The sequence below is a fragment of the Streptomyces sp. Edi2 genome (assembly GCF_040253635.1).
Lineage (GTDB): Bacteria > Actinomycetota > Actinomycetes > Streptomycetales > Streptomycetaceae > Streptomyces.
Genome location: NZ_JBEJGX010000003.1, coordinates 3,443,698 through 3,457,230, shown reverse-complemented (window position 1 = coordinate 3,457,230; position 13,533 = coordinate 3,443,698). Strand labels below are relative to the sequence as shown.

At 73.9% G+C, this 13,533-nt stretch carries 10 protein-coding genes; 9 read left to right on the top strand and 1 reads right to left on the bottom strand.

Annotated features, from left to right (window positions below; translation table 11 throughout):
• The first annotated feature begins 498 nt into the window (after nt 1-498).
• The 3 genes from ABR737_RS18480 to ABR737_RS18470 all read left to right on the top strand — a co-directional run bounded on the left by ABR737_RS18480 (nt 499) and on the right by ABR737_RS18470 (nt 6,533).
• A complete protein-coding gene (locus ABR737_RS18480) occupies nt 499-762 on the top strand; it encodes a WhiB family transcriptional regulator (RefSeq protein ID WP_003983763.1) in 264 nt (87 codons plus the stop codon).
• Nucleotides 763-1,089: 327 nt separating this feature from the next.
• Nucleotides 1,090-4,947 carry a glycosyltransferase family 2 protein gene (locus ABR737_RS18475; protein ID WP_350251260.1) on the top strand — a complete coding sequence of 1,286 codons (3,858 nt, stop codon included), beginning with the start codon at nt 1,090-1,092 and terminating at the stop codon, nt 4,945-4,947.
• Nucleotides 4,944-6,533 carry a DUF5719 family protein gene (locus ABR737_RS18470; RefSeq protein ID WP_350251259.1) on the top strand — a complete coding sequence of 530 codons (1,590 nt, stop codon included), beginning with the start codon at nt 4,944-4,946 and terminating at the stop codon, nt 6,531-6,533. The genes ABR737_RS18475 and ABR737_RS18470 overlap by 4 nt, the downstream gene beginning before the upstream one ends.
• Nucleotides 6,534-6,586: 53 nt before the next feature.
• On the opposite strand, the gene ABR737_RS18465 is transcribed toward ABR737_RS18470, so the two are convergent.
• Nucleotides 6,587-7,045 (bottom strand): metallopeptidase family protein, encoded by a 459-nt coding sequence (locus ABR737_RS18465; RefSeq protein WP_328386499.1) that lies wholly within the window; start codon nt 7,043-7,045, stop codon nt 6,587-6,589.
• A 259-nt stretch (nt 7,046-7,304) separates the two neighbouring features.
• Between ABR737_RS18465 and ABR737_RS18460 the strand changes: the two genes are divergently transcribed.
• From ABR737_RS18460 to ABR737_RS18435, 6 genes are all read left to right on the top strand, one after another.
• Entirely contained in the window at nt 7,305-7,751 is a 447-nt protein-coding gene (locus ABR737_RS18460; protein WP_350251258.1) for a DUF3499 domain-containing protein, read from the top strand.
• A gap of 118 nt (nt 7,752-7,869) precedes the next feature.
• Nucleotides 7,870-9,228, top strand: coding sequence for a phosphomannomutase/phosphoglucomutase (locus ABR737_RS18455; RefSeq protein WP_350251257.1), 1,359 nt, complete (start codon nt 7,870-7,872; stop codon nt 9,226-9,228).
• A 253-nt stretch (nt 9,229-9,481) separates the two neighbouring features.
• Nucleotides 9,482-9,688 (top strand): Trm112 family protein, encoded by a 207-nt coding sequence (locus ABR737_RS18450; protein ID WP_350251256.1) that lies wholly within the window; start codon nt 9,482-9,484, stop codon nt 9,686-9,688.
• Nucleotides 9,689-9,764: 76 nt separating this feature from the next.
• On the top strand, nt 9,765-10,901 hold the full coding sequence (locus ABR737_RS18445) for an SIS domain-containing protein (protein WP_350251255.1): 1,137 nt from the start codon (nt 9,765-9,767) through the stop codon (nt 10,899-10,901).
• Nucleotides 10,902-10,979: 78 nt separating this feature from the next.
• A complete protein-coding gene (gene manA, locus ABR737_RS18440) occupies nt 10,980-12,233 on the top strand; it encodes a mannose-6-phosphate isomerase, class I (protein ID WP_350251254.1) in 1,254 nt (417 codons plus the stop codon).
• 292 nt (nt 12,234-12,525) lie between these two features.
• Nucleotides 12,526-13,485 (top strand): cation diffusion facilitator family transporter, encoded by a 960-nt coding sequence (locus ABR737_RS18435; RefSeq protein ID WP_350251253.1) that lies wholly within the window; start codon nt 12,526-12,528, stop codon nt 13,483-13,485.
• The last annotated feature ends 48 nt before the right edge of the window (nt 13,486-13,533 follow it).

Genomic DNA, 13,533 nt, shown 5'->3' with positions numbered 1-13,533 from the left:
CGTAGGCACGGGTCAGTCGGAGCGCGGAGGTCGCTGGCATGCGGTCCAGGAGACCGGGTTCACGCGGCGATGTCAACTTGATGACTGGTTTGCCGTAAATCTTTCACCCCATCCGGTTACTCCGCCCGGAGAAAGGTTTGTGCAGTCGTTGGCACGGAGACATCGACCGGCAACCGCACCTTCAAACGCCGCTGCGGCCCCGTGATCCGTCTGTGATCTCCCCCGCTTCGGCGCGTGGGGTGCAACGTGAATGCCGCCTGATCGCGTCTTGGTGAGCGACCGAGGATGTGCCGGGTGGCACGCCCGGGGAAGTGTCCTGGTTTTTACTGATTTGAACACTTTCCGCATACGCTTGGTTCCGCCGAGTGAATAAGAGGCCCAATAGCAGATCTCGGCTTGACTGGCCCGGATCACCACACTTGTAATTTCACTCGTGTCGTTCAGCCGGAATCGATCACGGCTTGATCACGGGGACGTAAAGACAGACGAGGGGCGCACATGACCGAGCTGTTCCAGGAATTGCTGGTCGAGGAGGCGGACGAGGAGCTCGGCTGGCAGGAGCGCGCACTGTGCGCCCAGACCGACCCCGAGTCCTTCTTCCCGGAGAAGGGTGGCTCCACCCGCGAGGCCAAGAAGGTCTGTCTCGCCTGCGAAGTCCGGTCCGAATGCCTGGAGTACGCGCTCGCCAATGACGAGCGCTTCGGCATTTGGGGCGGCCTGTCCGAGCGCGAGCGGCGCCGGCTGAAGAAGGCCGCCGTCTGACGATGACAGCGCAGCCGGCCGGACCGACCGGGCGCGGCCTCACGGACCACGCCGCCCCGCCACCTCAACTCCCCATATCCCCCTATAGCGAACACTCCGCCTCCAGCGACTCGTGCGCCGGAGGCGGACTGCTGTGCGCTGCTTCGTACGGGCCCGGTCGGGGTACCGGCGCGAACCATTAGTGTGGGGCCCCGTCCGAGATGCGCCGCCGCCCTGCCGGGCGCGCGCGTCGCCTCGTAGTCCGTCGCAGTGTCTTCCGGGGGCGGGGCCTTAGCGCGACTTCGCCGCGGGCCTTCGAACTCCCGGGTCCGGAGGGCCCGTACCTCGATGTCCGTGCACAGCCAGCCGGCGGCTCAGGCCGCCTCATATGCAGCCGCCACCCCAGAGTTCCCGAGGCACGTCGTCACCGCCGTGATCGTCTCCCATGACGGTGCCCGCTGGCTGCCCGACGCGCTCACCGGCCTGCTCGGCCAGGAGCGCCCGGTGCAGAACGTCATCGGCGCCGACACCGGCAGCGCGGACCACTCCGCCCAGCTGCTCGCCGAGGCCATCGGGGACCAGCGGGTGCTGCACCTCGCCCGCCGCTCCGGATTCGGCACGGCCGTCGACGAAGCCGTCCGCACGGCCCCCGAACTCACCCCCGACGACCTGCCGTACCTGCGCCGCCCCAGCGGCTGGGACCCGGTCAGCCGCACCTGGCGCGACGAGGCGTACGACATGCCGGAGCTGCCGCACGGCGAACCGGTCCAGTGGCTGTGGCTGCTGCACGACGACTGCGCGCCCGAGCCGGACGCGCTCGCCGAGCTGCTGCGGGTCGCCGACGCCAGCCCCTCCGCCGTGATCGTCGGCCCCAAGCTGCGCAGCTGGTACGACCGCCGGCAGCTGCTCGAAGCGGGCGTCAGCATCGCCCGCAGCGGTCGCCGTTGGACCGGCCTGGACCGCCGCGAACAGGACCAGGGCCAGCACGACCAGGTGCGCCCCGTGCTGTCCGTCTCCACCGCCGGCATGCTCATCCGCCGCGACGTCTACGAGGAGTTGGGCGGCTTCGACCGCCGGCTGCCCCTGATGCGCGACGACGTCGACCTGTGCTGGCGCGCCCAGGCCGCCGGACACCAGGTCCTGATCGCACCGGACGCGGTCCTGCGGCACGCCGAGGCGGCCGCCCGCGAGCGCCGCCCCATCGACTGCGTCGGCCGCTTCGTCGCCAACCCGCACCGCGTCGACAAGGCCGGCGCCGTCTACACCCTGCTCTCCAACACCCGCGGCGCGATCCTCCCGTACGTCCTGCTGCGGCTGCTGATCGGCACCTTCCTGCGGGTCATCGCCTACCTCGTCGGCAAGGTCCCGGGCCAGGCGCTCGACGAACTCGCCGGACTCTTCGGCACCCTGCTGCGGCCCGGCAAGATCCTCGCCGCACGGAAGAAGAGAGGCCGCCCCGCGGTCGACACCGGCGAGCTGCGGCCGCTCTTCCCGCCACCCGGCGCGACCGTGCGGGCCACCGTCGAACAGGTCGCCGGCAACCTCGCCGGGCGGGCCGCACCGGATGTGGCCTCGGCCGGCCGGCACGGCGCGGTCGAGTCCGGGCCCGGCGGCGACGACGCCGACTTCCTGGAGGTCGAGCAGTTCGCCCGGCTCAAGCGGATCGCCCGCAAGCCCGCACCGGTCCTCTTCCTCGTCCTGCTGCTGGTCTCGCTGATCGCCTGCCGCGACCTGCTCGGCTCCGGCGCGCTGACCGGCGGAGCGATGCTGCCCGCGCCCGGCAGCGTGTCCGATCTGTGGTCGGCCTACCTCGACAGCTGGCATGCGGTCGGGGTCGGCGGCAGCGCCTCCGCGCCGCCCTACCTGGCCGTTGTCGCCCTGGTGTCGAGCATCTTCCTCGGCAGCACCGGCTTCACCGTCACCCTGCTGCTGGTCTGCTCCGTCCCGCTGGCCGGCCTCGCCGCCTACTTCGCCTCCCGCCCGCTGGTCGCCTCCCGGCTGCTGCGGGCCTGGGCGAGCATCGCGTACGCCTTCCTGCCCGCGGCCGCCGGTGCGCTGGCCGGCGGCCGGCTGGGCACCGCGGTGCTCGCCGTCCTGCTGCCGCTGATGGCGCGCGCCGCCGTCGCCGCGAGCGGACTGCGGCTGCCCGCGGGCACCCGGCCCAGCTGGCGCGCCACCTGGGCGTATGCGCTGCTGATCACCTTCACCATGGCCTTCACCCCGGTCGTCTGGCCGATCGCGGTGCTGCTCGGCACCGCGCTGCTGGTGCTGCGCTTCGCCGGCGGTCACCGCGACCAGCTGGGCGCCCACGGGCTGCGGTTCCTGGTCGTGCTCCTCGCGCCGCTCGTCGTGCTCGCCCCCTGGTCCCTGTCGCTGCTGACCCAGCCGTCCCGCTTCTTCCAGGAGGCCGGCCTCGGCTACGGCGCGGGATCCGCCTCCGTGCTCGACCTCATCGGGCTCAGCCCCGGCGGGCCCAAGGCCGCCGGCGGGGTGCTGCTCTTCGGCGTCGTGGCGGCCGCGCTCGCCGCGACGCTGCGCGACGAGCGGCAGCGCGCGATCCGCCTCGCCTGGGCGGTGGCCCTGGCCGGCCTGCTGTTCGCGGCGCTGGGCAACGGCTCCGGCTGGACCGGGCCCGCGATGCTCGTCTACGGGCTGGCGCTGCTGTGCGCCGCCGCGATCGGCGCCGAGGGCATCCGCACCCGGATGGCCAGCCTCGGCTTCGGCTGGAAGCAGCCGGTCGCCGTGCTGATCGCGCTGGCGTCCGTGCTCGCCCCGCTCTACGCCGCGGTCAGCTGGATGATCACCGGTGCCGCCGGTCCGCTGGAGCGGCGCAACCCGGAGCAGGTCCCGGCCTTCGTCGCCGAGGAGGCCGGCACCTCCGACCGGGCCCGCACCCTGGTCCTCGACGGCACACCCGGCCATGTCGACTACTCCCTCGTCCGCGGCTCCGGAGCCGCGCTCGGTGACGCCGACCTGGCCGCCGCGGCGGGCGAGGACAAGCGGCTCGGCGGCATCGTCGCCCACCTGGTGGCCGGCTCCGGCGCCGACCAGACCAACCAGCTCGGCGGCTACGCGGTCCGCTACGTCCTGGTCAGGGGCGGGGCGCCGCGCGAGATGGGCCGGGTGCTGGACTCCACCCCGGGGCTGACCCGGCTCAGCCAGGACGACGGCAGCGCCCTGTGGCGCGTCGACCGCCGGGTCTCGCGGCTCTCGATCGTCGCGGGCGAGGCCAAGGACGGCACCAGCGCCGGCGAGGCCGCCGCGCCCATCCCCGTACCGTCCGGCCCCGTCGAGGCACACACCAAGGTGCCCGGCGGCGCCGACGGCCGGGTGCTGCGTCTCGCCGACGCCGCCGACGAGGGCTGGCAGGCCACGCTCAACGGCACTCCGCTCAAGCCGCAGACCGTCGACGGCTGGGCGCAGGGCTTCGCGCTCCCCGCGGGCGGCGGCACCCTCGACCTCACCCACGAGAACCCCATCGGCCACACCCTCTGGCTGTGGGCGCAGGGCCTGCTCGCGGTCGTCCTGGTGGTCCTGGCGCTGCCGGGCCGTCGCCGGGAGATCGACGACGACCTGCCCGAGGACACGGTCGCTGAGCGGGCCGCCGTGGCGACCGGAGACGGCCGCCGGGCCCGGCGCCTGCGGGCCCAGGCCGAGGCCGAGGCCGCCGGCGCCCCCGAGGCGGCCGGTCCCGGCATCCCCGGGGCCCGGGCGGGGGAGGCGGGGCAGCAGCCGCTCGACCCGGCCGCCGACCCGATGGCCGCCGCCCCGATGGACCCGATGGCCGCGGCGGCCGCCGCCCAGGACGCGGACGGCATGCCCGGGGCCGCCGGCCCCATGGGAGACGCCGGCCCGTACGGCGCCGTGCCGCAGCAGCAGCCGTACGACGCCTGGCAGGCCGCCCAGCAGGGCGAGCCCGGCATGCCGGGCCACCCCGGCGCACAGCAGCCCTACGCCCCCGCCGACCCCTACCAGGCCGGGCAGTACGGGCAGCCGCCCTACCCGCCGGGCGACCCCTACCAGGCCGCAGATCCGTACGCCGCGGACCCCTACCAGGCGGGCGCCTACGACCCGTACGGGTACGGGCAGCAGCAGTACGGCGACGGCGGGCCGCAGCACCAGCAGCCCTACGACGACGGCACCGAGTACCCGGGGTACTCCGGCTCCTACCCCGAGCCGCGCCGTGACGGGAGCGACCAGCAGTGAAGCGCACCATGATGTCCCTGATCGGCGTGACCGCGGCGCTGGCCGCCGTCACCGGTGTCGCCGCCGTGACCGGACCGGGCGGCGGCGCCCCCGACGCACCCCGCGGCGGCACCCGGCTGCCCGTCCAGCGCTCCACGCTGCTGTGCCCGGCCCCGACCTCCTCCGAGGTCGGCGAGACCGCCTACACCGCCTTCGCGCCCCAGGGCGCCGCCGCCGGCGCGGACGGCAAGAAGGGCACCGCCCAGCTGCTGCCCGCCGGGACCGTCAAGGACACCGGCGGCGCGGACGCCGGCAAGAGCAAGGGCAAGAAGGGCGGCAAGGGGGGCGCGGGCGGCACCGCGGACTCCGCCGCCGGGCAGGCCGTCCCGCCCCGCGACACCAAGCCCGTCGTGCCCCTCCGGCAGGCAGGCCGGCCGGTCACCACGACCACCGACAGCCCCGACGCCCCCGCCCTCGTGGGCACGGCGGACGGCGCCCTCGCCCCCGGCTGGACCGTCCAGCAGACCACCTCGGTCGCCGCCGGCTCCGGCCGCGGCCTCCTGGGCCTGGGCTGCACCACCCCCGACACCACGTTCTGGTTCCCCGGCGTCAGCACCGCCACCGACCGCCAGGACTACGTCCACCTCACCAACCCCGACTCGACCCCGGCCGTCGTCGACCTCGAACTGCGCGGCAAGGACGGGGCGTTGGCGGGCTCGTCCGGCGAGGACATCTCCGTCCCGCCGCACACCACGGTCCCCGTCCTGCTCTCCACCCTCACCAACACCCCCACCACCAACGCGACCCTGCATGTCGTCGCCCGCGAAGGCCGGGTCGGGGCCGCCGTCCAGGCGAGCGACAGCAAGCTCGGCAGCGACTGGCTGCCGCCCGCCGCCGACCCGTCGCCGAGCGTGGTGCTGCCCGGTGTTCCCAAGGACGCCACCTCCGTCCGGCTGGTCGCCCTCGCCCCCGGCGAGTCCGACGCCGACCTGAAGGTGCAACTGGCCACCCCGACCGGAATGATCACCCCGGCCGGAGTGGAGAACCTGCACCTCAAGAGCGGGATGACCACGGCGGTGGACCTCAAGGACCTGACCAAGGGCGAAGCGGGCTCGCTGGTGCTCACGCCCTCCGACAGCGGCTCCAAGGTCCCGGTCGCGGCCGCGCTGCGGGTGACCCGCGGCAAGGGCGCCAAGCAGGAGATGGCATTCATCCCCGCGACCCGGCCCATCGAGAAGCGCGCCACCGCCGTCGACAACCGCGGCAAGGACGCCACCCTCTCGCTGGTCGCGCCCGAGAAGGGCAAGGACGCCAAGGTGAAGGTCACCGCGTCGGCCGGCAGCGGCGGCGGGACCCCGGTCACCAAGACGTACACCGTCAAGGGCGGCACCAGCCTCGATGCCGCCCCGCCCCGCCCGACGGGCCTGAAGGGGAGCTACGCCCTGACGGTGGAGCCGGAGTCCGGCAGCGGCCCCGTCTACGCGTCCCGGATGCTCGCCCGTCCCCAGGGCGGGGTGCCCGCCTTCACCGTCCAGCCGATGCCCGACGACCGCGGCTCGGTCCTCGTCCCGACCGCGGGCCAGAGCCTGTCGGTCCTCACCGGCTGACCGCACCCGCCGCCCACCGACCGCACCTGCCCCCGCGGACCCGCGCGACGGCCTCAGTCCTGGCCGTAGCGCGGGTCCACCGACTCCGGGGCCAGCCCCAGCAGTTCGGCGACCTGCTCGACCACGACCTCGTGCACCAGCAGCGCCCGCTCGTCGCGGCTCTTCGTACGGATCTCCACCGGCCTGCGGTAGATCACGATCCGGTCGCGATATCCGCCCGCGGCCGGCGCCACCCGCCCCAGCGGCACGGTCTCCTCGTCGGCGGCCGCATCCGGCCCGTCGTCCGGCCCGAACCCGGGCACCTCCAGGACGAGGAAGTCGACCTGGGAGAGCTGCGGCCAGCGCCGCTCCAGCCGGTCCCGGGAGTCATAGACAAGATCCACGAACGCATCGGCGCGGGTCACCGACAGCGGCACCTGGGGCGGCGCGATCGGGCCGCGCATGCCGCGGCCGTGGCGGTCGCGGCGGCGGATCCGCGGCTGTGCCGGTCGGGGAGGTACAGGACTGTCCATCAGGATCGAGCGTAGCCGTCCGGCACCGCCTCACACCGGGGAGCGCGGCAAGACGTGGCATGTCGTCGGCTGACCGGAGCTGTCCGCATCACGTTCGTTTGCCTCCCCGCATGAGATCGCGGACCGCCCCCGGAATGGCAGGAAATGTATCGAGTCATGACGGGATTCCTTGCCGCGCGACGCCGGCGCCGGACTGCCCGGCCCAGGTCAGGTCGAGCGGGTGCAGGTCAGACGCATCGGACGAAGCGGGACGACACGGTTGGGTGAGCGGGGGGAGAGTCGTCGCGGCCCGCTCAAGAGTGCGGTACCGTCCAACGTCGTGAGCCCTGTACGTCGCTGTTCGCGCACTGCGTGCGGCCGCCCCGCCGTCGCAACGCTGACGTACGTCTATGCGGATTCGACCGCCGTGCTCGGACCGCTCGCCACCTACGCCGAACCGCACTGCTACGACCTGTGCGCCGAGCACTCCGAGCGCCTGACCGCGCCCCGCGGATGGGAAGTTGTCCGCCTCGCCCTCGACTCGGGTCCGCCCCGCCCCAGCGGTGACGATCTCGAAGCCCTCGCGAACGCCGTACGCGAGGCCGCCCGCCCCCAGGAGCGCGCGGCCGGTGCCGGCGGCGCCCCCGACCCGGGCGCCCGCGACACCCATCCCATGGAGGTCGCCCGCCGGGGCCACCTCCGGGTACTGCGCTCTCCGGATTCCTGAACGCAGCGGGCTGTTGCGCCGTCCGGCCGAGCCCGCAGCGACAGGACGTACCGGCCCGCGGGCCGCACCGCCGCCCGGTAGGTTGGGAGTCCGTAAAGACTCTCCAGGAGGGCTGGCTGTGACTGATCTGTCGCAGATCGTGAAGGCGTATGACGTACGCGGCGTCGTCCCCACCCAGTGGGACGAGACGCTGGCCGAGCTGTTCGGAGCGGCCTTCGCCGAGATCACCGGCGCGGACGCGATCGTGACCGGACACGACATGCGGCCCTCCTCGCCCGGCCTGTCCGGCGCCTTCGCCCGCGGCGCGGCGGCCCGCGGCGCGGACGTCACGGAGATCGGTCTCTGCTCGACCGACGAGCTGTACTTCGCCAGCGGCGCCCTGGGCCTGCCCGGCGCCATGTTCACCGCGTCGCACAACCCCGCCCGGTACAACGGCATCAAGATGTGCCGGGCGGGCGCGGCGCCGGTCGGCCAGGACACCGGCCTCGCCGACATCCGCGCGCTGGTCGAGCGGTGGTCCGACGAGGGTGCCCCGGAGCCGGCCGCGCAGCCGGGCAGCATCACCCGGCGCGACGTCCTGGGCGACTACGCCGCCCACCTGCGCGGCCTGGTGGACCTCAGCGGCATCCGCCCGCTGAAGGTCGTGGTGGACGCGGGCAACGGCATGGGCGGGCACACCGTCCCCACCGTCTTCGAGGGCCTGCCGCTCGAACTGGACGCGATGTACTTCGAGTTGGACGGCTCGTTCCCGAACCACGAGGCCAACCCGCTGGATCCGAAGAACATCGTCGACCTCCAGGCGCGGGTGCGCGAGACCGGTGCCGACCTCGGCCTCGCCTTCGACGGCGACGCCGACCGCTGCTTCGTCGTCGACGAGAACGGCGACCCGGTCTCCCCGTCCGCGATCACCGCCCTGGTCGCCGCCCGCGAACTGGCCAAGCACCCCGGCGGCACGGTCATCCACAACCTGATCACCTCCTGGTCGGTGCCGGAGGTCGTCAAGGAGAACGGCGGCGAGCCGGTCCGCACCCGCGTCGGCCACTCCTTCATCAAGGAGGAGATGGCGAAGAGCGGCGCGATCTTCGGCGGCGAGCACTCCGCGCACTACTACTTCCGCGACTTCTGGAACGCCGACACCGGCATGCTCGCCGCGATGCACGTCCTGGCGGCCCTCGGCGGCCAGCAGGGCCCGCTGTCGCAGCTGGTCGCCCAGTACGACCGGTACGCGGCCTCCGGCGAGATCAACAGCACCGTCGACGACCAGACCGGCCGGCTCGCCGCGATCAAGGCAGCCTACGAGGGCCGCCCGGGCGTCACCCTCGACGAGCTGGACGGACTGACCATCACCGCCGACGACTGGTGGTTCAACGTGCGCGCCTCCAACACCGAGCCGCTGCTCCGGCTGAACGTCGAGGCCCGCGACCGGGCGACCGCCGACCGGGTCCGCGACGAGGCCCTGGGGATCATCCGCGCCTGAGCCGCCGCACCCCGCGCCGCCGGGGCCGCCCGCGCCGCCGGGGCCGCCCGCGCCGCCGGGGCCGGGCCTCGGTGCCGGCCACTGAGCGGTGGCGGCCCCTGGGGGTGGCGGCCCCGGCTGATGGCGGGCACCCGGTGGCGGGCGTACGCGGCACCCTCGCTGCCCGCCACCCCAAAACCCCTCCGAGCACGCCCCCGCCCCCCGCCCGGCGGTAGGCTGGCCACGCCGCAACCGCCCCGAAGGAGCACCCTCCATGCCGGTCGACGCCAGCTTGATCCAGATCCTCGCCTGCCCGGCGTGCCACGCCCCGCTCGACGACCGGACGGCCGACGACCCCGCCGAGCTGCTGTGCACCTCCGGCGACTGCGGCCTCGCCTACCCCGTCCGGGACGGCATCCCCGTACTCCTCGTCGACGAGGCCCGCTCCCAGGGCACGGGAGGCACCCCCAGCCCCGCCTGACCGGGCGCCGCCGGGCCCGCCCCGGCCCCGCCCCGTGTTCCCCCGCCCGTACCGGCGATCGGAGGCCGCGCCCACCATGCTCGACGAGTCACTCCTCGACACCCCTGACGCACTGGCGGGCGCCGACCGTTATGGTCTGCTGCGCGGCGTCGCCGAATCCGGCGCCCGGGTCCGCACCGCCGCCCGCAGCGCCGCCGAATCCGGCATCCCCGAGCTCACCCCCGACGGGCGGCCCCGCGCCGTCCTCGTCGCCGGGCCGGGACCCGCCGCGGCCGGAGTCGCGGACCTCCTGCGGGCGCTCGGCGGCGACAGCTGCCCGGTCACCCTGATCGCGCCCACCGGAGTCGCCCCGCTGCCCGGCGCGCTGCGCTGGACGCTGCCCGGCTGGGCCGGGCCCCTGGACCTGCTGCTGCTCCCCGGCCCGGACGCCGCCGACCCCGGCCTCGCCGAGCTGGTCGAGCAGGCCAACCGCCGCGGCTGCGCCGTCGTCGCCGTCACCCCGGCCGGCGGCCCGCTCGCCGACGCCGTCATCCAGGCCCGCGGCTTGTCCGTCCCGCTGGCGACCACCCCCTACGACGCCGAGTTCGACGTCGAGGGCGCCCCGCCGGCCGCCCCCGGCACCCTCTGGTCGGTACTCATCCCGCTGCTCGCCCTCGCCGACCGCATCGGCCTGCTCAGCGCCCCGCCGGAGGACCTGGGCAAGCTCGCCGACCGCCTCGACCAGCTCGCCGAACGCTGCGGCCCGGCCATCCCGACGTACACCAACCCCGGCAAGACCCTCGCCGCCGAACTCGCCGACTCCTTCCCGCTGATCTGGACCGAAGGCACCATCGCCGGCGCCATCGGCCGGCACTTCGCCACCGAGCTGGCCGGGCTCGCCGGACGCCCCGCGCTCGCCGCCGAGCTTCCCGAGGCGCTCACCACCCACCGCACCCTGCTCGCCGGTGCGCTGGCCGCCGGCGCCGACCCCGACGACTTCTTCCGCGACCGGGTCGAGCAGCCCGCCGCGATGCACGCCAGGGTCGTGCTGCTGCGTGAACAGGAGCCCGGCCCGCTGTCCGCCACCCGCGCCGCCCAGGCGCTCGCCGAGGAGCGCGACACCGCCGTCAGCGAACTGGAGCCGGAGGCCGGCAGCGATCTGGAGAAAGCTGCGGAACTACTCGCCATCGTGGATTTCGCCGCCGTTTACCTGGCGCTCGCCGGCACCGAGTGATCTTTGACGATCGGCCCGCACCCGCAGGCCGGCCGCATGACTGCGCAGCCACGTACGCCCTCAGGAAGCAGTAGTCCCATGGATCGCCTCGCCAATACCGTGCGCCCCTACGCCTGGGGCTCCACCACCGCCCTCCCGGAGCTCCTCGGCACCGCACCGACCGGCGAACCGCAAGCCGAGATGTGGATGGGCGCCCACCCCGGCGCCCCCTCCCGCATCGACCGCGGCGCGGGCCCCGTCTCCCTGGCCGAGGTGATCGACGCCGCCCCCGGGACCGAACTGGGCGCCGACACCGTCCGCACCTTCGGCCCCCGGCTGCCCTTCCTGCTCAAACTGCTCGCGGCCGGCTCCCCGCTCTCCCTCCAGGTCCACCCCGATCTGGCGCAGGCCGCGGAGGGCTTCGCCGACGAGGAGCGGCGCGGTGTCCCGATCGACGCCGCTCACCGCAACTACAAGGACGCCAACCACAAGCCCGAACTGATCGTCGCGCTCACCCCCTTCGACGGGCTGTGCGGCTTCCGGCACCCGGCGCAGGCCGCCGACCTCCTCGCAGCCCTGGACATCGACGAACTCAAGCCCTACGCCGACATCCTGCGCGCCAGTCCGGAGGAGGACGCGCTGCGCGAGGTGTTCACCGCCGTCCTGAGCGCCGAGCACCACGCGATCGCCGGCACCGTCGAGCGGGCGGCCCTCGCGGCCGACCGGCTGGCGGACAAGGGCGGCCCCTACGCCGAGGACTATGCCGCCTACGCCGGCATCGCCCACCACTACCCGGGCGACCCCGGCGTGCTGGCCGCCATGCTGCTCCACCACGTCCAACTCCAGCCCGGCGAGGCGCTGTTCCTCGGCGCCGGCATCCCGCACGCCTACCTCGGCGGCCTCGGCGTCGAGCTGATGGCCAACTCGGACAACGTGCTGCGCTGCGGCCTGACCCCCAAGCACGTCGACGTACCGGAGCTGCTGCGGGTGGTCCGCTTCGAGGCCGGCGACGCGGGAGTGCTGCGCCCCGAAGCGGTGGACGGCGAGGAGATCTACGAAACCCCCATCGACGAGTTCCGGCTCTCCCGCTTCGCCCTGGCCCCCGGCGCCGCCCCGCGCCCGCTCGTCTCCCGCACACCGCAGATCCTGCTGTGCACGGCGGGGACGGCCCGGCTGCGGAGCGGCGGAGCCGGGGGCGGGGCCGGGGTCGACGGTGGTGCCGGTGGCGAGGCCGGCGCCGGGACCGGGGGCGAATTGACCTTGCCACCCGGTGAATCCGCATTTGTACCGGCCGGCGAACACCTCACAATCGCCGGAGAGGGCACGCTCTTCCGTGCGACGGTGGTGGCCTAGAGGCTTCAAGGGGGCCGCCGGGCGAGCGCCGGGTGCCGGAAACCGTCGCGGGGCGCTGGAAACAGTCACCGGGTGCTGGAAACGGTCACCGGGTGCGGAACTGGCCATTGGTGACAAAACCGCCCATTAGGCGCCGGAGACCGCCCCCGGAGTGCCGGAAACGGCCCCCGGGCGCCGCAAACCGTCCGCCAGGTGGCCTCCTGGCGGACGCCCGGCGCAGTGCTGCAACAATGACCGGCGCAGCATTAAAGCGGCGGTAAAGGCCGGACGACGGAAGGGACATGCGGCACTTATGAGCGCATCAGGCGGGACAAAGGCGATCGTTGCGGCGCTGGGCGCCAACCTGGCGATCGCCGCAGCGAAGTTCGTGGCCTTCGCCTTCAGCGGCTCGTCCTCGATGCTGGCCGAAGGTGTGCACTCCATCGCGGACTCCGGCAACCAGGGCCTGCTGCTGCTCGGCGGCAAGAAGGCCAAGCGCGCGGCAACCGCCGAGCACCCCTTCGGCTACGGCCGCGAGCGCTACATCTACGGCTTCCTCGTCTCCATCGTCCTGTTCACCATCGGCGGCGTCTTCGCGCTCTACGAGGGCTACGAGAAGATCCACGAGCCGCACGCGCTGGACAACTGGTACTGGCCGGTCGGCGTCCTGGTCTTCGCGGTCATCGCCGAGGGTTTCTCCTTCCGTACGGCGATCAAGGAGTCCAACGAGCTGCGCGGCAAGCAGACCTGGACCCAGTTCGTCCGCCGCGCCAAGGCCCCCGAGCTGCCGGTCGTGCTGCTGGAGGACTTCGGCGCGCTGGTCGGTCTGGTCCTCGCGCTGGGCGGCGTCGGCCTCACCCTCGCCACCGGCGACGGCATCTGGGACGGCATCGGCACCATGTGCATCGGTGCTCTGCTGGTGGTGATCGCCCTGGTCCTGGCCGCCGAGACCAAGTCGCTGCTGCTGGGCGAGTCGGCCGGCCCCGAGCAGCTCGCCAAGATCCGCGAGGCGGTCGTCGACGGTGAGGTCGTCACCCGCGTCATCCACATGCGCACCCTCCACCTCGGCCCCGAGGAGCTGCTGGTCGCCGCCAAGATCGCGGTCCAGCACGACGACACCGCCACCCAGATCGCCCAGGCCATCAACGCCGCCGAGGCCCGCATCCGCGAGGCCGTACCGATCGCCCGGGTCATCTACCTGGAGCCGGACATCTACAACGAGGCCACAGCCGCCGCCGGCGCCGACCCGTCAAAGACCCCGGGCGGCGCCTGAGCCCTACGGCGGTCACCATCGGCGGCCTGAGCCTCATGGCGGTCACCG

Bases quoted from the DNA above. Each gene is read 5' to 3' on its own strand.
- ABR737_RS18480 (WP_003983763.1), top strand. From the start codon at position 499: ATGACCGAGCTGTTCCAGGAATTGCTGGTCGAGGAGGCGGACGAGGAG.
- ABR737_RS18475 (WP_350251260.1), top strand. From the start codon at position 1,090: ATGTCCGTGCACAGCCAGCCGGCGGCTCAGGCCGCCTCATATGCAGCC.
- ABR737_RS18465 (WP_328386499.1), bottom strand. From the start codon at position 7,045: ATGGACAGTCCTGTACCTCCCCGACCGGCACAGCCGCGGATCCGCCGC.
- ABR737_RS18450 (WP_350251256.1), top strand. From the start codon at position 9,482: ATGCCGGTCGACGCCAGCTTGATCCAGATCCTCGCCTGCCCGGCGTGC.
- ABR737_RS18445 (WP_350251255.1), top strand. From the start codon at position 9,765: ATGCTCGACGAGTCACTCCTCGACACCCCTGACGCACTGGCGGGCGCC.
- manA (WP_350251254.1), top strand. From the start codon at position 10,980: ATGGATCGCCTCGCCAATACCGTGCGCCCCTACGCCTGGGGCTCCACC.
- ABR737_RS18435 (WP_350251253.1), top strand. From the start codon at position 12,526: ATGAGCGCATCAGGCGGGACAAAGGCGATCGTTGCGGCGCTGGGCGCC.